This is a genomic window from Rhizobium sp. Root482, from assembly GCF_001426565.1.
Classification (GTDB): domain Bacteria; phylum Pseudomonadota; class Alphaproteobacteria; order Rhizobiales; family Rhizobiaceae; genus Pararhizobium.
On the sequence record NZ_LMFA01000025.1, the window covers coordinates 136,846 to 158,986 of the forward strand.

The window sequence follows — 22,141 nt, forward strand, 5'->3', positions numbered from 1 at the left end:
CCGCCTGGCTCGCTTTTGGCACGGGCGGCCATTTCGCATCACCGGCATTATCGATGGACGTTTTCGCGGAATATCGTCACGGCGTCCGCCACGAGGCCCGCATTCCCTTCGGCAAATTCACCTGTAACGCAAAGGCAGCCATCCTCCAGACCGACGCGCGTGGACCAGCGGCGCTCACGCGCGCGTTTCACGAAATGCCAGACGGTGGAATCGACGCCGTGCAGGAGGATCGGACGGGCTACGGCCGCCGCCTGGAGAACCTGGATGATCCCGTCGCAGGCCCTGTCTGCCGCACCCAAATCCTGCTCCCCGATTTCGATCAGGATCCGCATCACGTGGTGGCAATCCGGCAGGCCGACAAAGCGCCTGGCATCCTCTATGGTCGCGAGCCCAGCCTCGACGCCGACACCCATATTGCCAAGCAGGGAGAGGATGGCCGGCGAGTCCCGTTCCGAAAGATTGACGGAAGCGTAATCGGGGAGCATCCGCCAGGAGGATATGTATCTTCGTGTGAGAGCCTCGTCCGCCTCGATCCAGGCGCCTGTGGAAACACCCACAAATGTCCCGGGACAGCTGTTGCGCACGGCGGCAATGAGCGCGTCAACGGACGCCAGGCTTTCGCGTCCGTCCAATCCGCGCGGATGGATATGAAGCTCGGCGGCCCCGGCATCGAGACAGGCCATGCTGTCCCGCACCATCGCCTCGGTCGTCAGCGGCAAGCGGGGGTGATAGCCGATTGGGCGGGCGCCATTGATGCATGCCTGAACGATCATGAATTCCCTCCACATCTTGGCCGTAGGATATCATGGTCCGGCAGGTCGTATCAGTAGGCCTCGGCCTGAGCCGCCGATTTGCGAAACGCGGTCAGCAGGTCCTGCACGGGCGCCCGCAAAGGCTCGTTTCGCCTGTGGAACGCGATGATGGAGACATCCGGAATATCGGCAATCGGGCGCCAAACCAGCCCGTGCATTGTATAATCGCGCGCCGTCATGGCATCGACGATGCCCACGCCGCCGCAGGCGCGGACCAGGCTGCATACATTCGCGCAAAACGGCACAGCGCAGGCCGGGTCGTAGCTGAGCCCCCGCGCCGCAAAGGCATCCCTGATCATGCTGCCCATGGGGGACCAGTCGGCATTGTAGCAAACCAGGGGATGCAGGGAAATTGCCAGGCAGGTCAGCGTTTCGAACCGCGCCAGCGGATGATCTGTCCGAAGGACCGCCACGAGAGGCGTCTGCCCGACCTTGTGCGCCTGGAATTCGGCCTTCGGCGGCAGGGCCATCTGCAGGCCGATATCCGCATCCTCCCTGCGAAGATCGTCTTCCGGGGAGTGAACCCTCATCACGATACGCTTTTTCCAGTTCTGATATCCCGCACGAATAAGGATCGGGCCGATAAAGCTTTCGACAAGAGCCGGCGTTGCCGAAACCGACACCGGCCGCGAGGCCAGATTGCGCAATGTCGGCAGTTTGGAACGAACAAGCGCATGCGTATTGAAGATCGGGATGGAGAGCGCGAAAAGCTCGTTGGCCTCATGCGTCGGTTCCAGCCGGTTTCCAGTGCGGTGAAAAAGGGAGAAACCGAGCCTGCTTTCCAGCCGTTTCAACTGCCCGCTGACGCTGGGCTGGGAAATACCGAGAAGCCGCGCTGTTTCCGTGGTGGTGCCGACACGCATCAATGTGCCGAAAAGTTCAAGTTCGCGAAGATCCATTATCAACCTGCTGATAGAAGCCAATGTATTTATTATTATTCGAAGACAGTTCCGTTGTCTAACATCGATCCGGTCAACAGAAGGCGGCGGCGCAACCCGCAAGATCGCTTCAAGACGTCCCACGCAAGGTTAGGAGGACCTTCATGCTTCCCCGACTCAATTTGAAATGTCTGCTGCTTGCCTCGGCGTTTTCGCTCGCGGGTATGGTCGCCCATGCGGAAACACTGCGCGTTGCGATCGGCTATGATCCCATCAGCCTCGATCCGATCGCCACCAGCGACAATGGTTCGATCTGGACGCAGCTCCTGATCTTCGACACGCTCATCCGCCCCGACAAGACCGGCGAGGGCCTGGAGCCTGGACTGGCGGAAAGCTGGACCGTTTCGGACGATGGGCTGACGCTGAATTTCAAGCTGCGCGACGCAAAATTCTCCGACGGCACCCCGGTCACCGCCGCGGATGTCCAGTTCTCGATCGAGCGCGCGGCTTCGGAAGCCTCCGGCTGGGGACGTTTCTATCGTCCGATCACCAGCTTCGAGATCATCAGCGATCGCGAGATCACCATGAAGCTTGCCGAGCCCTTCACACCGGCCTTCAACAATCTGGCGCTTTTCGCCGCGGCGATCCTGCCGAAGGCACAGGTCGAAGCCAAGGGCGATGCGTTTTTCGATGCCCCGGTCGGCTCGGGCCCGTTCATGCTCACCTCCCGGGTCCGCGGCTCGCGCGTCAATCTGGCCAAGAACCCGCATTACTGGCAGCAAGGCAAGCCCTTCGTGGACGAAGCCGTGCTCGAAGTCGTCACCGAGCCATCGGCCCGCGTGATCAAGCTTGAAGCCGGCGAAGTGGACGTGGCGCTGGATCCGCCATTGAACCAGCTCAAGGAACTGGATGCCAAGGATGGGATCAGCGTCGGCCAGACCATTCCCTACCGCGCCGACTTCGTGCAGTTGAACACCACCCGCAAGCCCTTCGATGACGAGCGGGTGCGCCTGGCCTTGAACCATGCGGTCGACAAGAACGCCCTCGTGCAGGGTGTGCTTTTCGGCGCGGGCAAGCCTGCAGCCTCCGCCATGCCGGTCATGGCCTATGCCGATCAGAACCTTGCGCCCTATGACTACGATCTGGCTAAGGCCAAGCAGTTGCTGGCGGAAGCCGGTTACGCGGATGGGTTCGAGGCGCAGCTCGTCGTCGATTCCGGCGCCGCCACCAGCCGCAACGCCGCCATCGCGCTGCAGGCCATGTTGCAACAGGTCGGCGTCAAGCTGAAGATCCAGATGCTGGAAGGCGGCACGCAGTGGGAAACCACCAAGGCCGGAAACTACGACATGTCGGTCTCCTACACCACGTCCGACACGATCGACCCTGACCAGATCATCGGCTTCGTCGCGGTCAATCCGGAGCGGGCGAACGCCTATCATACGGAGTGGAAGAGCGACCGCCTGAACGCGCTTTACGTCGAGGAACGGAAGACCGTGAACGGGGACGCGCGCGGCGCCATGTTCAAGGAAATGATCCAGATCCTGCACGACGGCGCGCCCTATATCTTCCTCTATCATCCGGCTTCGGCCTGGGCGGTGCAGGACAAGGTGAAGGGCTTCGAGATTCTGCCGACCTCGAACTTCCGCCTCGAAGACGTTCAGATCGAAAACTAAAGCGACCGCCTCCGCCCCCGCCAGGGCGGAGGCCCCGTTAACCGCAGCGGCTAACCGCCGGTAGAAAATTCATGTTCCTCGCCATCTCCAAACGTCTGCTGATGCTTATACCGGTGCTGATCGGGATAACGATGATCAGCTTCCTGCTTCTGCAGATCATGCCGGGCGATCCCGCCTCGCGCGCCATGGGCACAAGGGCCAGCCCCGAGGAACTGCAGGCCATGCGGGAACTCTGGGGACTGGGGAAGCCGCTCTGGGTCCAGTATCTCTATTTCCTGCGGGACTGTGTGACCGGCAGCTTCGGCATGTCCATCTTTCACAAGCAGCCGATCATCGATCTCGTGGCGGAGCGCCTCCCCTTCACGCTGGCCATCGTCGGCTATTCGACGGTGATCGCGCTTCTGATCGCCCTGCCCTTTGCCATCCTCGCAGCGGCAAACCGCGGGCGCATGCTCGACAATGTCATCCGCCAGATTTTCGTCGTGGTGGTCGCCATGCCGCCCTTCTGGCTGTGCTACGTCCTGATCCTGTGGCTGGCACTCCGCATGGGCTGGTTTGCGACCGGCGGCGTCGGCGATGGTTTTGTGGCCAATATCGGCCGGCTGTTCCTGCCCTCGCTCGTGGTCGGCCTTTCCACCGCAGCCCTGATCCAGCAAAGCCTGCGAGCGGCGCTGATCGACACGATGAAGGCCGATTATATCGACACCGCAAGGGCCAAGGGCCTGCGCGGCCGCGAGGTCTTCCTGCGCCACATATTGCCCAACAGCCTGATCTCGACGATCTCGATCATCGGCGTGCGGGTGAGTTGGATCATTGGCGGAACCGTGGTGGTGGAAAAGATCTTTTCCGTACCCGGTCTCGGCAGCCTGCTGATCGACGCGATCGTTTCTCGGGACCTGCCGGTGATCCGGGGGCTGACCGTGTTCTTCGCCATCATGGTGGTGATCGTCAACCTGATCACGGACATCTGCTACGCGCTGGCCGATCCGCGCGTTCGGCTGGAGTAGACGATGCCCATGCTTCGCAAATTGTTGCGCACACCCGCCGGCGCCATCGGCCTGCTGATGCTGGCGATCACCCTTGCGGCAACCCTCATGACCCCGATCCTGTCGCCTTACGATCCGCTGGCGCTGGATTTTGCCGCCGCCATGCAGCCGCCCTCGGCCACGCACTGGTTCGGCACCGACAATTTCGGGCGGGACATCTTCACGCGCATTCTTGCTGGTGCGGTCTTCGATCTCAGGCTGGCGCTGATCTGCGTCTTCGGCCCGATGATTATGGGCGTCATGATCGGCCTGATTGCCGGCTTCTACGGCGGTATCGTCGATGCGGCGCTGATGCGGCTCACCGATGTCGTCTGGGCCTTCCCCTTCTATGTCCTGATCCTTGCGATCGTCGGTGTGCTGGGGCCGAGCGAGGCCAATCTCTACATCGCCTTCTTCATCGTCAATTGGATCGGATATGCCCGCATCGTGCGCGGCGAGACGCTGCTGGTGTCGCGGCTGGAATTCATCGAGGCGACGCGCGTCCTGCGCTTCGGCAAGCCCAGGGTGATGCTGCGTCATATCCTGCCCAATGTTGTCACCCCCGCGCTGGTCTATTCCATGTCGGACGTGGTGCTGACGGTGCAGGCGGTGGCGGCCATGTCCTTCTTCGGCCTTGGCGTACAGCCGCCCGCGCCCGAATGGGGACTGCTGATCGTCGAGAGCATCGATTACATGCGGGAAGCACCGTGGATGGCCATTTTCCCCGGCCTCGCCATCGTCTGGATCGGCATCGCCTTCTCGCTGCTTGGCGAGGGTCTCGCCACAGCCCTGAAGCCGAAGGGGTAATGTCATGAGCCTTCTGTCCGTACGCGATCTGATCACCGAATTCGAAAGTCCCTCAGGCACGGCAAGGGCGGTGGACGGTGTCAGCTTCGACGTCAAGCCCGGTGAGATTTTCGGCATTGTCGGCGAATCCGGCTGCGGCAAATCCGCGACCTGCCGGTCCATCCTACGCCTGTTCGGCGGTGCTTCGGCCCGGATCGCCAATGGCCGGATCACGCTGGAAGGCGCCGGGGATCTGGCGCAGATGCGTGAGCGCGATCTGGCCCAGGTGCGCGGCCGCGACGTCGCCTTCATCTTCCAGGACCCATTGTCCGCGCTGAACCCGACGATGCGGATCGGCAAGCAGATCGGCGAGGTGATCCGCCGCCATCGCAAGGCTTCCCGCGCCGAGGCGCGGGCCGCCGCCTTGCAGCTCCTGCGCGACGTGCATGTCACCTCGCCCGAGCGCAGGCTGGATGCCTATCCGCACGAACTGTCCGGTGGATTGAGACAGCGCGTCGTCATCGCCATGGCGCTTGCGCTGCGTCCGCGCCTCATCATCGCCGACGAACCGACGACGGCGCTCGACGTCACGGTCCAGGACCAGATCCTGCGCCTTTTGAAAGAGCGGTGCGACAGCCTCGGCACATCGATCATCCTGGTCACCCACGATCTCGGCGTGGTCTCGCAGATCTGCGACCGGATGGCGGTGATGTATGCGGGGCGCGTGGTGGAAACGGGCGCGGTGCGCGATGTGCTCGACGCGCCGTCCCATCCCTATACCCGCGCGCTGCTCGCAGCCTTGCCGGGACAGGTCAGCCGCGACAGTCAATTGATCCCGATCAAGGGCGCGCCCCCGAGCCTGATTGACCCGCCGGCCGGCTGTCGCTTCGCACCCCGCTGTACCTTTGCCCAGCCGCAATGCACCATCGGCACGGCGCCGGGCTTGCATCCGCGACCGGCCGCTGCCGAGGGACATTTCGACGCCTGCATCCTGAACGAGGTGTCCCATGCCGCTGCTTGATTTCCAGAAGGTCGAGCGACGCTTCCCGGTGAAGCGCAGTTTTGGCGATCTGCTCGCCAACCGCAAGCAGATCTATCTTCACGCCGTGCGGGGTGTCGATCTGGCTGTGCATCAGGGCGAGATTCTCGGCATTGTCGGCGAGTCAGGCTGTGGCAAGAGCACGCTGGCACGCATCGGGATAGGCCTTCAGCCCAGCGATGGTGGACAGGTTCTGTTCGACGGCCGGCCGCTTGAAGGGCCGGATCGCGAAGGCCGCCTGCAAATGGTGTTTCAGGATCCCTATTCCTCGCTGAACCCGCGCATGACCATCGGCGCCCAGTTGGAAGAGGTGGTTGCGCGTTATCGCCCGCAAATGCCGCGCGCCGACCGGCAGGTAGAGGTGCAGCGCATTCTGGCCGAAGTCAGTCTCGTCCCGGAAACCGCGCTGAAATTCCCGCATGCCCTTTCCGGGGGGCAGCGTCAGCGCGTATCCATCGGCCGCGCCCTTTGCGCCGATCCGCAGATGCTGATCGCGGACGAACCGGTTTCGGCACTCGATGCCTCGGTGCAGGCCCAGATCATCAATCTGCTGAAGGGCCTCAACCGGGACAAGGGCCTGACGATCGTCTTCATCTCGCACGACATGAATGTGGTGCGTTACCTCTGCGACCGCGTGGCGGTGATGTATCTCGGCGAGATCGTCGAACTGCAGGAATGCGCCAGCCTCTTCGCGGCGCCGCGGCACCCGTACACGCAGGCGCTGATCGAGGCTGTGCCGGATGTGCGCCGGCCGCAGTCCCTGCGCGAGCCGATTACCGGCGAGATACCCGACCCCTTCGCCGTCCTGCCCGGCTGCCGCTTTGCGCCGCGCTGTCCGCTCGCCGAGGCGGCCTGCCAGGCGCCTCAGCCGATGCAGCCTCTCGACACCGGCGGTCTTGCCCGTTGCTGGAAGACCGCCCGCCTTCTTGCGTGATCCGTTACCCGTAGAAAGAACTTCCGATGTTTTTCAAATCCAATGCCGATTGGTCCGGCCGTTGCGAAAGCATTTCCTCTCGTCTCCTCACCCAGTTTGGCGAACAGGGCCTGACCTCCGACAATTTTGGTTTTGTCGCCCTGCGGGAAAATGGCCTCGGCGAAATGCCCGATGGCTTTGCCTATCGCGGCGACTGGCGGTGCTATCCCTGCAGCCTCGTCAAGGTGTTCCATCTCGTGCACGCGCTGAACGCCATCGATACGGGCCGCGTCGCCGATCATGAGGAATTGTCACGTGCGATGCGCGACATGATTCTCTGGTCGTCTAACACCGGCACCAATTACGTGATCGACGCGATTACCGGCACGAGCGGCAACACGCTGCTCGACGATTCCGAGTTTCAAGGTTGGCGCGAGAAGCGCGAGGCGCTGAACCGGTTTTTCCAAGATCTGGGATGGCCCGAATTCGAAACCTGCAACATCACGCAGAAGCTGATGGACGATATTCGATACGGCCGCGAGGCCCAGTATGCCGGCCGCTCCGGCGAGTATCTGAACGCCCTCACACCTCTGGCTGCGGCACGGCTGTTTCACGAAATCTTTTCCGGTGCGGTTCCGCTCTCCGATGCGTCGCGCGCCCGCGCGCAAAAAATCCTTCTTCGCGACCGTGAAAGCATGGAAGCAAGGCAGCCGCACTTTCAGGTCAATGATTTCCTCGGTGGCGGCGTGCCGGCCGAGGCCGATATCTGGAGCAAGGCCGGGAAGAATTCCTGGACGGGCGATCCTCGCGCGTCCTACTACAAGCATGATCTGATCCGTATCGCCGCGCCGGGCAAGCCAGCCATCATCGTCTGCCTGATGACGCAGGGAAAAGGGATATGCGAGGATCATCCGAAAGTCTTTCCGGAAATGGGGAAGATTTTTTATGAGATACTGCTGAACTGATGCGGCAGGACAAGATGTCCTGTTCTGACCATGAAACGCCCGGGATGAGCGCGATGCACGAGAAGCGAACAGTCTATCTGAATGGGGAATATCTTCCTGAAGACGAAGCCAGGATTTCGATCTTCGATCGCGGCTTTGTCTTCGCCGATGCCGTCTATGAGGTAACCTCGGTGATCGATGGCAAGCAGCTGGATTTCGACGGCCATGTCGCCCGGCTCAAACGGTCTCTCGCGGAACTCGATATTCGCGAGCCTTTGACACGCGAGGCCCTGCTGGACATTCACCGCGAGCTGGTGGCCAGAAACGACATCACGCAAGGCCTGATCTATCTGCAGATTTCACGCGGCAATCCGGGCGATCGCGATTTCCTCTTCCCCTCCGAGGACGTGGCGCCGACCGTCGTGCTGTTTACCCAGTCGGTGCCCAATCTGGTGGATGCGCCCAAGGCACGCACCGGCATCAAGGTCATTTCCATACCCGATCTGCGCTGGGACCGCCGCGACATCAAGACCGTCCAGCTGCTCTATCCCTCCATGGCGAAAATGATGGCGAAGAAGGCCGGAGCCGACGACGGATGGTTCGTGCAGGACGGCTTCGTGACCGAGGGCACGGCCAACAATGCCTATATCGTCAAGGACGGCACGATCATCACCCGTGCCCTGTCGAACGATATCCTGCACGGCATCACCCGCGCCACTCTGTTGGACTATGCCCGCGAAGCGCAGATGAAGATCGTGGAACGGAACTTCACCATCGAGGAAGCGCAGAGCGCCGATGAGGCATTTATCACCGGTGCCTCGACCTTCGTGACGCCGGTCGTCGAAATCGACGGTACAGCGGTCGGCAGCGGTGAGCCCGGCCGCATCGCCATCCGCCTGCGCGAGCTTTACATCCAGGAAGCACGCAAGGCCGCGATCTGACCTGCGGGACACGCAGGATCGGCAAAGCGGTCAATGCATGAGGAGGAAGCCAAACCCGGTTTGGCTTCCTCCATCGGCCTAGATCAGGGTCAGCAATTTTGCCGCGCGCGCGCCTGACTCGAGCGCTCCATTGAGCGACGCGAAATGCGTATGCTCCCCGGCAAAGGCAATCCTGCCGACAGCTTGGCTGAACACATTGTCCTGTTCGGGTTCCCAATCCAGCCCCGGCATGGAATAGGCGCCGCCGGTATGCGGATTGGTGCCCCAGTTGGTGAGGATGTAGTCATCGCTAACATTGAGGTCGGTTCGATAGCGACGGGCCTGTTCCAGCCAGTATTTTCCGCCGTCATCGAGACGCAGCGTGTCCATCGTCGCCTTGCCGCCGGCATAGACGGTCAGCGCGCCGCGGGCCTTGTAGCCTTCATTCGCCTCCGTGCTCCAGGACCACCATGGCGCGCCGGGCGCCTGCATGCCTCTCGGCGGCGCATCGCCGCTGACGACGATGTTCAGCTTCGCCGCCGCCCCCATCACGCGCCCCTCGATCGCCATGCGCATCAATGGCGGCAGATCCACCGTGCCGATCAATTTCTGCAGGCGCGGCAGCGGCACCGCAATGACGGCCTGGTCGCCGCGGAAAACCTCCCCGGAGGCGGATGTCATCCGGACGCCAGTATCATCCTGGGTGATCTCGACGATCGGCGTATTGAAACGGACAATGTCACCGATACGACGATGGATTTCCTTCGCCACGGCATCATTGCCTGCCATGACCCTGCCCCGGTGCTCGATATATCCCTTGGAATGCCCCTGGAACATTCTGGCGATGGCGATACCATTCACCTTGTCCGGGTCGCAGGTGGTGGTGGCGAACAGCTTCTGGCAATAGGGAAGGCTTGCATAGTCGGGTCCGTAGGCCTCGCGCGCAACCTCGCGCAACGAGGTCCGGTAACCCTGCTTTTCGACCAGCCGTTCCGCCGCCTCGGTCAGGTTGCGGATATTCTCCGCAAGCTCGCCGGAAGACATGATTGTGCCATCGACCTGCCAGCGACGATCGAACGTGATCCCCAGCGACACGATCGGCAGACCGAATTCAGCGCATAGCCGGCGTATCGTATGGTCGTTGACGTCGATGAACTCGCCGCCATGCTCGATCACTTCGCCGTTCGACAGCGTTTCCGACCAGCAGCGCCCACCGACGCGATCGTTGGATTCAAATACTTCGACGGAATGCCCCGCCTTGACCAGTTCCCATGCCGCGTTCAGCCCGGCCAGACCCGCACCTGCTACCAGAAATTTCATCTTACCTCTCCTTCGCTTTCACCGCGATCGTTTGCGTTGCCGTTTGATATGAAGTAAAAATTGCGCAACCTATCAGTATAGCGACGCCAACAAAGGTTGCCCTGTCAGGGAATTCATTGAAAAACCACAGGCCCGCCAGCGTTGAACTGACGATTTCAGTATAGGAAAGCGGCGCGATCAAAGAAGCTTCGCCGAATTCATAGGCTTTTATGATGAGGAATTGCACCGCGAGCCCCAGCAGTGTCAGTTCGCCAATGAGCAACCAACTCCCCCGGTCCATCGCGTCCCAGGCGAAGAACATAAGAGGGGCTGCAACAACCGTTGCCGCCGCATGGGTATAAAACGTCGTGGTGAGCGCCGAGTTTGATCGGGTAGTGGTTCGCACCGTGATCGCATAGAGAGCCATGAAGGCGCCGGACAGCAGGGGGAGAATGCTTGCCGGCTCGAACGCGTCGGAACTGGGGCGGATGATGATCAGGGTTGCCGCAAAGCCGATCGCCACCGTCAGCCAGCGCCAGGTGCTGACATGCTCCTTCAGAAAATACTTGGAGAGAATCGTCACCAGAAACGGCTGGATGAACGTAATCGCCAAGGCGTCGGCTATGGCAAGAAATTCGAGGGACAGGAAGAAGAACGTCGTCGCGCCGACGATCGACAGACCCAGCACCAAAACCGGCAGCGGCTGAGCGACCTTCCCCAGTGCGCGGGGATTGTAGATCCTGACCAGCGGGAGCAGAAGGATCGTTCCAAACAGCATCCGCAGAAATACGGTCTGCAGCGGAGAAACTCCCTTTTGCACCAGGATTTTGGCCCCCACATCCGCGAGGGGCACCACGAACATCGCGATGCACATCAAAATGATGCCGAGGACCGACCGCGAACCGGCCGTCGGGTTTGCTTGATTGATCACGGAGGTGCCTTTTCAGACGGTTAGTCGCGCCACCGCGCCGCCTTGTCGAGAAAGCGGTAATAGGTTCCGACCATGGGCAAGAACCAGGGATGCCCGTTGTAGAAATAAAGCCGCGGGAAATGGGTGTTGACGACACCCCGATCATGGCCGGGAAGCCCAAGCAGCATTTCCGCGCTCCGGTGGCCGAGATAGGTCATCATGGAGATGCCGCCGCCATTGCAGCACGACGTATAATAGGTGCCGTCCGGCATCTTCCCGACATGCGAGCAGAAATCATAGGCAAAGCACACATTGCCGAACCAGGAATGGGTGATCCTGGCCTTTTCCAGCGACGGGAAGGTGTGAAGCATGAACTCCCTCAGGCCCACGGCCGATTCCTCGGCCGTCGAGGTACGGAATTTGGCCCGGCCGCCAAACAGGATCCGCGTTCCATCGGGCGAGCGGCGGAAATAGTAGAGAATGTGTTTCGTATCCCCAACGACGCGGTTGCCGGGGATAAGCTCTTCCATCTGGGCCAGAGGCAACTGCTCGGTTGCGATCATATAGCTCTGCACGGGGATTGTGCGCTTGCGCAGCCAGGGCAGTTCCGAACCGGCATAGCCGTTCGCGCCGATCAGGACCTTTTCGGATGAAATGGTGATCGATTTCCGGTTCGCGACAGCCTCCAGACGGACATCGTGCCGCCCGGCATTGTTCGACACGCCCATATAGCGGAATCCGGTGAAAATGCGGACACCCAGTTCGCGGGCACGATTTGCCAGCGCGCGAACATATTTGGCGGGATGGATCGAGCCCGTATGATGATTGATCATGACGCCGCGATAGATATCGGTCTTCAACGCCCGATGCTCCTCGCCTTCGCTCAGGATCTCCAGCCCCTTCCGCTTTTCTTCATCGACCCCGTTGCGATAGGCGATCAGGTTTTTCAGATCCTTGCGGGAATGGGCGCCGACGATGCTGCCGCACATCGACAGATCGAAAGGGTCCTTGAGCGTCTTCGCCCGTTTCAGCAGGAAATACATGGACTGGTCATAGTCATCCATGATCTCGCCTGCCCGTTGCGCGCCGAACCGTCGGGTCGCCTCGGCCAGGCTGAATTTCGGGTTGTTGCCAATCTGGCCGCCATTGCGCGAGCTTGCGCCCTCGCCGATCCTGTGGGCGTCGACGACAAAAACATCCTTAACCCCGGCCTCGGCCAGGGTGATGGCGGCACTGAGCCCCGAGTAGCCGGACCCGACGATGAGGACCGAACAGGTGTTCGTATCGAAATGGCGTTCACCGTGGGCCGGCTCGGCTTCGTCCCACCAGAAAGGCGTGGTTTTCATGGTTGTTCCTATGATATCGGCGCTGTTCAGGGATTACTGGCGCTGCCAGCGGGTTTAAAATTCGACGAAGAAATAGACTTTCTTCACCGTGGAGATCGTCCGCCAGGTGCCGCGGAAATTCGGCTCGATCACGACAAGATCGCCGGCGCCGAAGCGCTTCGGCTGGCTGCCTTCCTCGGTCAGTTCGACCTCGCCTTCCAGAATGTAGAACTGCTCGAGGCCGGTCTCATCACGTTCGACCTTGTGCAGGCCCGGTGTCGCAGCCCAGATTCCGGTATGGACCTTGCCGCCATCCCGGCACGGCCAGCTTCTGAATTCCGGATTGCCTTCAAGCAGTTTTTCCGGCCCAGGCCTGTCGACGATCGGTTCGCCGGCATCGGAGGGGCGGAGATGTTTCAGTTTCGACAAGAGATGTCCTTTCGAATTTCAACCAAGGAGAATTGTATTTTCGGGTGCAAAGCCGGCGAACACATCCGCACCGTTCGCATGAACCCCGGAGCGGGCATTGCCGTAGGCAATGAAATGGGTTCCGTCAGCGAGCGTGAGTGTGTAGAGCGCGCGGTCTCCGGAATAAGTGGAACTGGCAACTTTGGCGGACAGGAATACGCGACCGTCCGTCACCGGGGCGGTGAAGATGTCGGCATCTTCGGGGCGCACCATCAGCGAGACATTGCCGGCTTCCATGGCGGCTACCGGATCGATAACCGGCATCTTGAAATTGGCCGACGTGAAGACGCAGGCATTTCCGGGTTCGCTGGAAATCCTGCCTTGAAAGATATTCGACTTGCCGACGAATTCGGCCACGAACCGGGTCTTCGGCTTGCGATAGAGGGCATGCGCGGTATCGTAAGCCTCAATCCGGCCCAGGTTCACGACAGCGATGCGATCAGACATATGCATCGCCTCTTCCTGGTCATGGGTCACGTTGATGAAGGTCGTGCCAAGCGTGCTGTGAATATCGCGCAGCTCCTCCTGCAGGTCGTGGCGAAGCTTCTTGTCCAACGCCGACATCGGCTCGTCGAGCAGCAGAAGATCGGGCTTGAAGACCAGCGCCCTGGCGAGAGCCACGCGTTGCTGCTGCCCGCCTGAAAGCTCCTGCGGCTTGCGGCCGGCATATTTTCCCAGCTGCACCAGCTCCAGCAGCGCCTTGACGCGCTCGTCTATTTCCGCCTTTGGCCGCCGCCGCACGCGCAACGGATAGGCGATGTTGTCGTAGACCGACATATGCGGAAACAGGGCATAGCCTTGAAACACAAGGCCGAAATTGCGCTTTTCCGGCGGCAGCGAGATGATGTCGCGCCCTTCCATCATGATGGCCCCGGAAGAGACCGGCTCGAACCCGGCCAGGATCTTGAGCAAGGTCGTCTTGCCGGAGCCCGACGGTCCGAGCAGCGTTACAAATTCCCCCTTGCGAATGGACAGGGAGACATCATGCAGCGCCTGGAAAGCGCCGTAGTGTTTGCAGATATTCTTGATTTCTAGCGAAGACATGAAGGTCACTCCTGGAAATGCTGGTCACAGCACGGTTTTGGTGCCGCGCTTTTGCAGCCTGTTGATCAAAACAAGGACAACAAGGCTCATGAGTGACAGCAGCAGAGCCACCACGACAATACTGGGTTCAAGCCGGTCGCGCAGGCCGGCAAAGAGGGCGATCGGCAGCGTTGTCGAGCCCGGGTCGGCCAGGAAAAGCGCCATAACGACCTCATCGAACGATGTAATGAAGGCAAAGAGCGCACCGGCCGCAAAGCCCGGCGCCGCCAAAGGCAGCGTGATGGTGGCGAACCGGTAGATGCGCGACGCCCCCATGGAGGCGCCTGCCAGATCCAGGTTGGGGTCCAGTCCGCGCAGCGATGTGATGACCGACAGGAATACAAGCGGCGCACCAAGGATGGAGTGCGCCAGCATCAGCGCGATATAGCCGCCACCGATCCCCACCCGACCGAAGGCATAGGCGAAAGCGACGCCGAGAACGACGGTGGGCACCACGATCGGCGAAACGAACAGCACGCTCAGCACCATCTGGGTGCCGCGCCGGGTCAGCATCACGCCGATCGCAGCAAGGCCACCGATCAGCACAGCGAAGATCATCGACCCGATGGCGACCTTGGTGCTGTTGAGCAGCGCATTCGTCCAGGTCGGCTCGGTCAGCACCTTCCTGAACCAATCGAGGGTAAAACCCTCCATCGGATAGGTGAGGAACGAACTTGTGTTGAAGGCCAGCGGCCAGACCAGCACGAGCGGAAGGATCATGAAGCCGGTGCAGAAGCAGACGCTGCCCCAGTATATGACGCGCGACATCACGCAATCCCCTTTCTATTGGACATCATCCATTGGCCGATGCGGGCAGCCGCAACCAGAAGGACGACGGTGGACAACAGCATCACCGAAAGGGCCGAAGCCATTCCCCAGTTCAGGGTCTTGTTCACGAAGTCGGCAATGAAATAGGCCAGCATCTGGTCATTCGGGCCGCCGGTCAGCGCCGGAGTCACGTAGAAGCCGAGCGCCAGGATAAAGACCGTGCCTCCGCCGACCAGGACGCCGCGCAGGCTTTGGGGGAAATAAACCCGCAGAAAGGTCTCGATCGGCCCCGCGCCAAGGCTGCGCGACGCATCGGATTGCGATTTTGGAATGGTCCGCATGACATTCATCATCGGCAGGATGGCGAAGGGCAGCAGAACATGCGTCATGGCGACAAGGGTTCCGAACCGGTTGAAGATGAGCTGCACCGGCTCCGATGTCAGCTTCAACCCGACAAGCAGCGTGTTGATCAAGCCGTTGGTCTGCAGCAGCACGACCCACGCTGTGGTGCGCACCAGAACCGAGGTCCAGAAGCTCAGGAGAACAATGGCGAGGATGGTCCCACTGACGCGGCGCGTGCCATTGGTCACGCCGTAGGCGAGCGGGTAGCCGATCAGAAGTGTAAGGATCGTGACCTGCAGCGTTATCAGCAGGGTGCGGCCCATGACCCGAAGATAGATGTCGTCACCCTTGCTGATGGTGAGATCACCATTCGCATCCACTTTCAGACCCGTCGCCTTCTGATAATGGCGCCAGGTGATCTGGCCGATGTTCCGATCGATAATTCCCCAATATTCCTGATCAGCCCATCTCTTGTCGAAACTGACGAGCCCATCCATCGTCGGAGCGATGGTGTCGGCCTCTTTCCCCGTTTTCAGGATCAACGAGCGGAACCCGGTCTTTTCCTGATTGAGCATACGCGCGGTTTCGCCCAACTGCTTCTGCTCCATGGCTCCAAGATCGGTAAGGAGCGCCTGGGCACGCCGGTCGGCATCGCCATCCTCGGTCGCTGCCCGCAAAGTCGCAAACCCCGTGCCCAGCGCCGAATTATCGAGACTGAGGGACACCACCGAGGCCAGCGGCGTAAGGAAGACAAGGATATAGAGAGCAACCGGTATAGACAGCAGAATCAGGGCTGCCAGCCGGCTGCCGTGCGGATTACGCAGAGCGTTCGACATTATGCGTCCTAGCTTTTGGGGAATTCCCGGCCGCCAGCAAGCTGGCCTGGCCGGGGGAACCAGACGGCACTGGGATCAGAGGCTATTGGACGACCCAGTTGCTCCAGCGCTCTTTCAGCGAATCGTAGTTTTCAATCCAGAAACTGTCGGAATAGGGCAGCGCTTCCGCGATATTCTCGCCCACCGGCAGGTCTTTGACCGTTTCCGGCGACATCAGCTTGCCGGCATTCACATTGGTCGGACCATAGGGCATTGCGGCGGAGAATTTCGCCTGCGCTTCCGCAGTGTTGGCGATTTTCAAAAACTCCAGCGCCTGCTCCTTGTAGGGCGCCCCCTTGGGAATGGCCCAGACATCGATGTTATAAATGTGATTCTTCCACACAAATTCGAGCGGCTTGCCTTCCTTCTTCGCCGTAATGATACGGCCATTGTAGGCGCTGCTCATGGCGACGTTGTTGGCAACGAGCCATTCGACCGGCTGGGATCCCGCTTCCCAGAATTGCAACTCGGACTTGATCGTGTCGAGCTTTGCAAAGGCACGGTCCACGCCCTCGGGCGTCGAAAGCACCTCATAGATCTGATCGAGGGGAACACCATCGGCCATCAGGGCCGATTCGAGATTCATATAGGGATTGTTGATGAGCCCGCGCTTGCCGGGAAACTTCTCGAGATTGAAAAAGTCCGACCAGTCCTTCGGCGCTTCTGCAGCGAATGCCTCGGTATTATAGGCAAACCCGTTGCCGATAACGACATTGCCCGCCGCGCAAGGCTGGACCGCCGCCGGAAGCAGCTCCTTGCCGCCGCCCAGAGCATCCCAGTCGATTTCCTCAAGGAGCCCCTCGTCGCAGGCGAGCTGGGCGTCGGTGCCGCCAGACATGACCAGATCCCAGGTGACATTCCCGGTATCGCCCATCGCCTTCAATTCGGCCAGGCCGCCCAGATAGGTGGTTTCGACGAATTTAAGACCCTGCGCTTTGGCAAAAGGATTGAAATAGGCCTCGCGCTGCGCATCCTGGTAGTTTCCGCCCCAGGCCGCGATCGTGAAATCACGCGCCATCGCCGGGCTTGCACAAAGTGAGACGACAACGCTTATCCTGGCAACCTTCAGATAATTCATAGTTTCTCCTCCCTCTATCGATGATCCGCTTCGCCTCATCGGCAGGCGGACGCCGAGCTTGAGCCCGACAACTTCTCCTCCACCGGAAGACGCCGAGCGCGTCGCTGTCGCCTCACACGACAGCAAATAAATGATAGCCAGACTAAAAAATTTGTAAAGTTATTTTAGTATTTCTTTTTTCCGCGCCACAGATATGATTGGTCGTCCTCTAAACCCGGGGTAGGTGCGATAGGTGATGACGAAGTTGGCCTGTGAAGATGGAAGCGGAATGGTGCGGTGCCTCGACATTCCTGTCGTTGACATGCCGGCCAGTCATTTTGAGTGTAGGCAAGCCAGCGCGGATTCTACGACTTTGGCAAAGCTTGCCGTCTGAGCTATGTCGTTTTGGTGCTGACCAATTTCCATTTGGTTCTGTCGCCACGATAACTGCGCTTGCTTGACGAATTTTTGAAACGGATATTTTGGTTTGGACCTTATGACGAAGGCAATTCATGGCGACGATAAACGTCGGATCGGCGAGCGACTGAGACTTCGCCGCAAACTGCGCGGCATGGCATTGAAGCATGTCGCTGAAAAATCAGGACTTTCCGTCGGCATGCTGAGCCAGGTCGAGCGCGGGCTGATAACGCCATCGATAAAATCGATGCGCTCCATCTGCGACGCCCTGGAAATGCCGGTTATCTGGCTCTTCGAGGGTCCGGCGGAACAGTCGGACGATGACATAGAATTTGTCGTGCGCCGCCCGTTTCGTCGGGACATCTCCTATGAAAACGGGGCGATCCTGAAGGAAATCCTGACGCCGGATACCCAGCCCAAGATACAGATGCTCCGCTTTGTCCTCGAGCCCGGCGCCGATTCAGGCGAGCCCTATTCCAATGCCGAAGGCGGCAAATGTGGACTCGTCCTGCGAGGCACGCTGGAACTGGAGTTGAACGGTCGCAGGTTGAACATTCGCGAGGGTGACAGCTTTGCATTCCCCGCGCAGGCCCTCGTCCGATTTTGGAACGAAGGGCAGCAGCCCTGCGAGGTGATCTGGGTGGTTGCCCCAGCCACCGTTTGACGTCTTCACAGGCGGAAGCGCGTCGGCCCTCCGCAGCAGGGCTCGGGTCGGAGGAGCGCGTGATGCGGGGGTGCCTACTCCGCTGCCTTCGGAACATATCGGGCGGCGGGTTTATCCCGGGACAGGTGCGGAGCGAGGGCTTGTCTCGCCTCGTCGAAAGACGACCACAGGCCGTCATCGTCGAGCGAGGGGATCGTGACGATCTCGCCAATGTCGAATCCTGCCAGCGCGGCATCCACCATCCGGTCCGCGTCCATCATCATGCTCGCCGGAATGCCGGAACTGTCGACGCCCGCCCGCTCGAATATCTCTGTCCGCGTAAATCCGGGCAGCACGGCCTGGATGCGCACGCCCTTGGGATCGAGTTCTAAGGCCAGCGACTGCGTAAGCGTCAGGACGAAGGATTTGGCGGCGGCGTAGCTCCCATTGAATTTCTCTGGCATGAGCGCGACGACCGACGCCAGATTGACGATCGCTCCACGGCCACGGGCACTGAACGCCTTTGCGGCGGCGGCCGTCAGAGCATGCAGGACATCCACGCCGAGAAAGACCATTCGGTCCAGATCCGCCTCGGATGACGCGAGCACGCTGCCTGAGGCAGCCACCCCGGCACTGTTGACGAGGAATTCGATGCCGCTGTCTTCACGGAGCCGCCAGGCGACCCGTTCCAAATCCTCCGGCTTGCCAAGGTCGGCGGGCAGCGGCATGGCTGCGACACCGTGTTTCTCGCTCAGTCTGTTGGCGCTCGCGCGTAGCCGCTCGAGATCGCGGGCGACAAGGATGAGATCATAGCCGCGCGCCGCCAGACGGTCTGCGTAGACGGCCCCTATTCCCGAGGAGGCGCCTGTTATCAATGCGATGGGCCTGGTCATAAGGGTCTACTCCTGTTCGAAGACGATGGTGAGGGAAATCCCCGGCGAGTGCGGTCCTGGCCCACACATTGGATCGGTGCGTAGCCGCCCGGGCGTCAGCCGACCGGTTTCAGATCGCCTATGAGTGTCGGCACGAGTTCCGAGACCGTCGGATGGATGGGCACTGCCCATCGCAGCGTTTCCGTCGTGGCCTGCAGATTGATGGCGTCCAGTATGCTGTGGATCGCCTCGTCCCCTCCAGTACCGAGAATGGCCGCACCGAGGATGCGGTCGGTCTCGTAGTCGGCGACCAGCTTCATGAAACCCTTCGTCTCGCTCTTTTCCACGGCTCGGCCCACCCGGCTCATCGGGCGGGTCGAGACCTTGATCTTGTGGCCCGCTTCCCTGGCCTGGCGCTCCGTCATCCCAACGCGGCCGAGCGGCGGATCGATGTAAAGGCCATAGCCGAGGATGCGGTCGGACAGCTTGCGATCGCCGCCATCGAGCAGGTTGGCCGCCACGATTTCGAAGTCGTTGTAGGAGGTGTGCGTGAACGCGCCCCGGCCGTTACAGTCGCCAAGCGCCCAGATTCCCTCGACATTGGTGGACAGACGATCATCGACGGTGATGTAGCCGTGTCGGTCGGCTTCGATACCCGCGAATTCAAGGCCGAGGTCGTCGGTGTTCGGCTGCCTGCCGAGGGCAACGAGAACATGGCTGCCTTTTACCTCGCCCTGGTCCGTCCTGACCACAATGCCGCCGCCGGCCCGCCCCACGGAAACCAGTTCGTGGTTGCGCAGAACGTCAATGCCGTCGCTTATGAGAATGTCGGCGATTGCTTCGGATATGTCTTCGTCTTCGCGGGATGCCAGTTGCGCGCCACGTTCGATGACCGTTACCCTTGCGCCGAACCGCCGATACATCTGGGCGAATTCAAGTCCTATATAGCTGCCGCCGAGCACGACAAGATGTTCCGGCAATTCCTCGAGCGCGATGATCGACGTGCTCGTCAGATAGGGTATGTCGCTCAGCCCAGGCACATCTGGAATGTGAGGCCGCGCGCCGACATTGATGAAGATTTGCGGGGCCGTATAGTGCTCGCCGTCCACGGACACCGTCTTCGGGGCCACGAACCTGGCCTGACCGAAGATGACATCCATGGACGCGAGGCCTTCGAACCAGGATGTGAGGTTGTTTCGCGCATCCTCCGTCACCTTTCGGGCCCGGGCGGCGACGGCGGTCATGTCGACCATGATCTCGCCTGCGAGCTTGATCCCGTATTCCGACGAGCGCCGCGCGACCTCGGCGGTCTTGGCGCTGGCGACCAGCGCCTTCGTCGGCATGCATCCGGCGTTGACGCAGGTGCCGCCGAGATATTTCTGTTCGATGAGGGCCACCTTACGGCCCATAGACGCCATGCGCGCAGCAAGGAACGGTCCAGCCTGGCCGGCACCTATGAAAATTGCATCATACGTCCTCATGACACGGCCGCCGCGGTGATCGCTGCAAGAGCGATGGCGACGACATCCTCGATGAGGGCGGCCGGAAGATCGCGGCCGAAGCGATTTGCCAGAGAGGCACGGCCCGCTGCGCCGGCATAAGTGCCGACCACGGCACCGACGATGCCCGCGACAAGGCCGCCTGCAAGCCCGCCGCCTGCAGCGGTGATCGCAGCGCCGCACAGTGCGCCCATGACGATACGGGCACCAAACTGCATCGGCACCTTGCGCGACGGGGTGCCGGGAAGCTGGTCGGTCACGAGTTCCACGACTGCGAGTATCGAGAAGATTGCGACGGCCCATATCGAGCCCATGAACGCAAGGGGGCTCTGGGAAATGTCGAACCATCCGAGATAGGCACCCCAGGCGATGGCGGCGGGCGCGGTCATGGCACGCAGGCCGGCAACGACACCGATGAGTATTGCGAGAAGTATGAGCATCTGAAATTCCCCTTGTTTGAAACACCGTCGCCGACAAACGAGGAAATGTGCCGCGGATACGCGGTCAGCGGGCGGAAATGCAGTCTAACATCCGCGGCACGTTTCCGGACAACGAGCGAGCGTCAACTCTGGAAGAAAGCGAGAAGGTCGGGGTTCGCCACATCCGGATGGGTCGTGCACAGGCCGTGCGGCAGGCCCTTGTAGGTCTTCAGCGTGCCGTTCCTGAGAAGTTTGGCGGCGAGCGGCGCCGAGTCGGCATAGGGTACGATCTGGTCGTCGTCGCCATGCATCACGAGCACGGGCACCTCGATCTGCTTGAGGTCTTCGGTAAAGTCGGTTTCCGAAAAGGCCTTGATGCAGTCGTAATGGGCTTTCGCGCCGCCCATCATGCCCTGCCGCCACCAGTTCTGGATGACGCCTTCGAAAGCCTGGGCATCGGGGCGGTTGTAGCCATAGAAGGGGCCGGCCGGAACGTCGCGGAAGAACTGGGCGCGGTTGGCGACCAGTGCAGCGCGGAAGCCGTCGAACACCTCGATCGGCAGGCCGCCGGGATTTTTCTCGCTCTTGACCATGATCGGCGGGACGGCACCGATCAGCACCGCTTTGGAGACACGGCCGGGCTTGGCACGGGCGACATAGCGGGCGACTTCGCCACCTCCCGTGGAATGGCCGACATGGATCGCGTTCCTGAGGTCGAGCTTTTCGGCCAGTTCGATGACGTCGGCCGCATAGGTGTCCATCTCGTTTCCGCTATCGGTCTGCGTCGAGCGCCCATGGCCACGGCGGTCATGAGCGATGACGCGGAAGCCCTTCTCCAGGAAGAACATCATCTGGTTGTCCCAGTCGTCGGCTGACAGCGGCCACCCGTGATGGAAGACGACGGCCTGCGCGTCTTTCGGACCCCAATCCTTGTAGAAGATCTCCGTGCCGTCCTTGGTGGTGATAAATCCCATCTGCATATTCCCCTGTTCGATTGCGGTGGACTGAATGGCGGCCGAGGCCCATTTCGGAAGTAACGCAGCGACCAGCGCCGCCCCTCCAGCCAGGAGGATATCACGCCGGGTGGTGCTCGGTTCTATTGCGAGGACGATGCTGTTCATCTCTGTCTCCGTGGAAGCAATGCCTCTATTGACGAGGTCAAACATGCCCGACA

Annotated in this window: 22 protein-coding genes; 8 read left to right on the top strand and 14 right to left on the bottom strand. The window is 60.8% G+C overall.

Annotated features, from left to right (window positions below):
• Positions 1–47 precede the first annotated feature (47 nt).
• Positions 48–773, bottom strand: coding sequence for a 3-keto-5-aminohexanoate cleavage protein (locus ASD31_RS22720; RefSeq protein WP_056339398.1), 726 nt, complete (start codon positions 771–773; stop codon positions 48–50).
• Between the two features lie 50 nt (positions 774–823).
• A complete protein-coding gene (locus ASD31_RS22725) occupies positions 824–1,711 on the bottom strand; it encodes a LysR family transcriptional regulator (protein WP_056339400.1) in 888 nt (295 codons plus the stop codon).
• A gap of 143 nt (positions 1,712–1,854) precedes the next feature.
• Between ASD31_RS22725 and ASD31_RS22730 the strand changes: the two genes are divergently transcribed.
• The 7 genes from ASD31_RS22730 (at position 1,855) to ASD31_RS22760 (ending at position 9,011) form a co-directional block, all read left to right on the top strand.
• Positions 1,855–3,363 (top strand): ABC transporter substrate-binding protein, encoded by a 1,509-nt coding sequence (locus ASD31_RS22730; RefSeq protein ID WP_056339403.1) that lies wholly within the window; start codon positions 1,855–1,857, stop codon positions 3,361–3,363.
• A gap of 71 nt (positions 3,364–3,434) precedes the next feature.
• Entirely contained in the window at positions 3,435–4,370 is a 936-nt protein-coding gene (locus ASD31_RS22735) for an ABC transporter permease (protein ID WP_056339406.1), read from the top strand.
• A gap of 3 nt (positions 4,371–4,373) precedes the next feature.
• Entirely contained in the window at positions 4,374–5,195 is an 822-nt protein-coding gene (locus ASD31_RS22740; RefSeq protein WP_056339407.1) for an ABC transporter permease, read from the top strand.
• Positions 5,196–5,199: 4 nt separating this feature from the next.
• On the top strand, positions 5,200–6,195 hold the full coding sequence (locus ASD31_RS22745; RefSeq protein WP_056339408.1) for an ABC transporter ATP-binding protein: 996 nt from the start codon (positions 5,200–5,202) through the stop codon (positions 6,193–6,195).
• Entirely contained in the window at positions 6,182–7,147 is a 966-nt protein-coding gene (locus ASD31_RS22750) for an ABC transporter ATP-binding protein (RefSeq protein WP_082520671.1), read from the top strand. Before ASD31_RS22745 ends, ASD31_RS22750 begins: the two co-directional genes overlap by 14 nt.
• Before the next feature lie 26 nt (positions 7,148–7,173).
• On the top strand, positions 7,174–8,091 hold the full coding sequence (locus ASD31_RS22755; protein ID WP_056339410.1) for a serine hydrolase: 918 nt from the start codon (positions 7,174–7,176) through the stop codon (positions 8,089–8,091).
• 44 nt (positions 8,092–8,135) lie between these two features.
• Entirely contained in the window at positions 8,136–9,011 is an 876-nt protein-coding gene (locus ASD31_RS22760; protein ID WP_413813830.1) for a D-amino-acid transaminase, read from the top strand.
• 78 nt (positions 9,012–9,089) lie between these two features.
• On the opposite strand, the gene ASD31_RS22765 is transcribed toward ASD31_RS22760, so the two are convergent.
• The 8 genes from ASD31_RS22765 to ASD31_RS22800 form a co-directional block, all read right to left on the bottom strand.
• On the bottom strand, positions 9,090–10,310 hold the full coding sequence (locus tag ASD31_RS22765; protein WP_056339412.1) for a flavin monoamine oxidase family protein: 1,221 nt from the start codon (positions 10,308–10,310) through the stop codon (positions 9,090–9,092).
• A gap of 1 nt (position 10,311) precedes the next feature.
• Positions 10,312–11,220, bottom strand: a complete 909-nt coding sequence (locus tag ASD31_RS22770) for a DMT family transporter (protein WP_056339415.1) — start codon at positions 11,218–11,220, stop codon at positions 10,312–10,314.
• A gap of 20 nt (positions 11,221–11,240) precedes the next feature.
• A complete protein-coding gene (locus ASD31_RS22775) occupies positions 11,241–12,545 on the bottom strand; it encodes an NAD(P)/FAD-dependent oxidoreductase (RefSeq protein WP_056339417.1) in 1,305 nt (434 codons plus the stop codon).
• 54 nt (positions 12,546–12,599) lie between these two features.
• Positions 12,600–12,953 (bottom strand): cupin domain-containing protein, encoded by a 354-nt coding sequence (locus ASD31_RS22780; RefSeq protein WP_056339419.1) that lies wholly within the window; start codon positions 12,951–12,953, stop codon positions 12,600–12,602.
• A gap of 18 nt (positions 12,954–12,971) precedes the next feature.
• On the bottom strand, positions 12,972–14,036 hold the full coding sequence (locus tag ASD31_RS22785) for an ABC transporter ATP-binding protein (protein ID WP_056339421.1): 1,065 nt from the start codon (positions 14,034–14,036) through the stop codon (positions 12,972–12,974).
• A 24-nt stretch (positions 14,037–14,060) separates the two neighbouring features.
• Positions 14,061–14,843, bottom strand: a complete 783-nt coding sequence (locus ASD31_RS22790) for an ABC transporter permease (protein WP_056339423.1) — start codon at positions 14,841–14,843, stop codon at positions 14,061–14,063.
• The gene (locus ASD31_RS22795) at positions 14,843–16,021 is read right to left on the bottom strand and encodes an ABC transporter permease (protein WP_056339426.1); all 1,179 of its coding nucleotides are present in this window, start codon (positions 16,019–16,021) and stop codon (positions 14,843–14,845) included. The genes ASD31_RS22790 and ASD31_RS22795 overlap by 1 nt, the downstream gene beginning before the upstream one ends.
• Positions 16,022–16,103: 82 nt before the next feature.
• A complete protein-coding gene (locus tag ASD31_RS22800; RefSeq protein WP_056339427.1) occupies positions 16,104–17,138 on the bottom strand; it encodes an ABC transporter substrate-binding protein in 1,035 nt (344 codons plus the stop codon).
• Between the two features lie 475 nt (positions 17,139–17,613).
• On the opposite strand from ASD31_RS22800, the gene ASD31_RS22805 reads away from it, so the two are divergent.
• A complete protein-coding gene (locus ASD31_RS22805; RefSeq protein WP_056339429.1) occupies positions 17,614–18,198 on the top strand; it encodes a helix-turn-helix domain-containing protein in 585 nt (194 codons plus the stop codon).
• A gap of 74 nt (positions 18,199–18,272) precedes the next feature.
• Here ASD31_RS22805 and ASD31_RS22810 read toward each other — a convergent pair whose 3' ends face one another.
• From ASD31_RS22810 to ASD31_RS22825, 4 genes are all read right to left on the bottom strand, one after another.
• Positions 18,273–19,070 (bottom strand): SDR family NAD(P)-dependent oxidoreductase, encoded by a 798-nt coding sequence (locus tag ASD31_RS22810; RefSeq protein ID WP_056339431.1) that lies wholly within the window; start codon positions 19,068–19,070, stop codon positions 18,273–18,275.
• A 95-nt stretch (positions 19,071–19,165) separates the two neighbouring features.
• The gene (locus tag ASD31_RS22815; protein WP_056339433.1) at positions 19,166–20,530 is read right to left on the bottom strand and encodes an FAD-containing oxidoreductase; all 1,365 of its coding nucleotides are present in this window, start codon (positions 20,528–20,530) and stop codon (positions 19,166–19,168) included.
• On the bottom strand, positions 20,527–20,988 hold the full coding sequence (locus ASD31_RS22820; RefSeq protein ID WP_056339434.1) for a DUF4126 family protein: 462 nt from the start codon (positions 20,986–20,988) through the stop codon (positions 20,527–20,529). Before ASD31_RS22820 ends, ASD31_RS22815 begins: the two co-directional genes overlap by 4 nt.
• Before the next feature lie 122 nt (positions 20,989–21,110).
• Positions 21,111–21,941: an alpha/beta fold hydrolase gene (locus ASD31_RS22825; RefSeq protein ID WP_244483944.1), complete on the bottom strand. Its 831-nt coding sequence runs from the start codon at positions 21,939–21,941 to the stop codon at positions 21,111–21,113.
• Between the last annotated feature and the right edge of the window lie 200 nt (positions 21,942–22,141).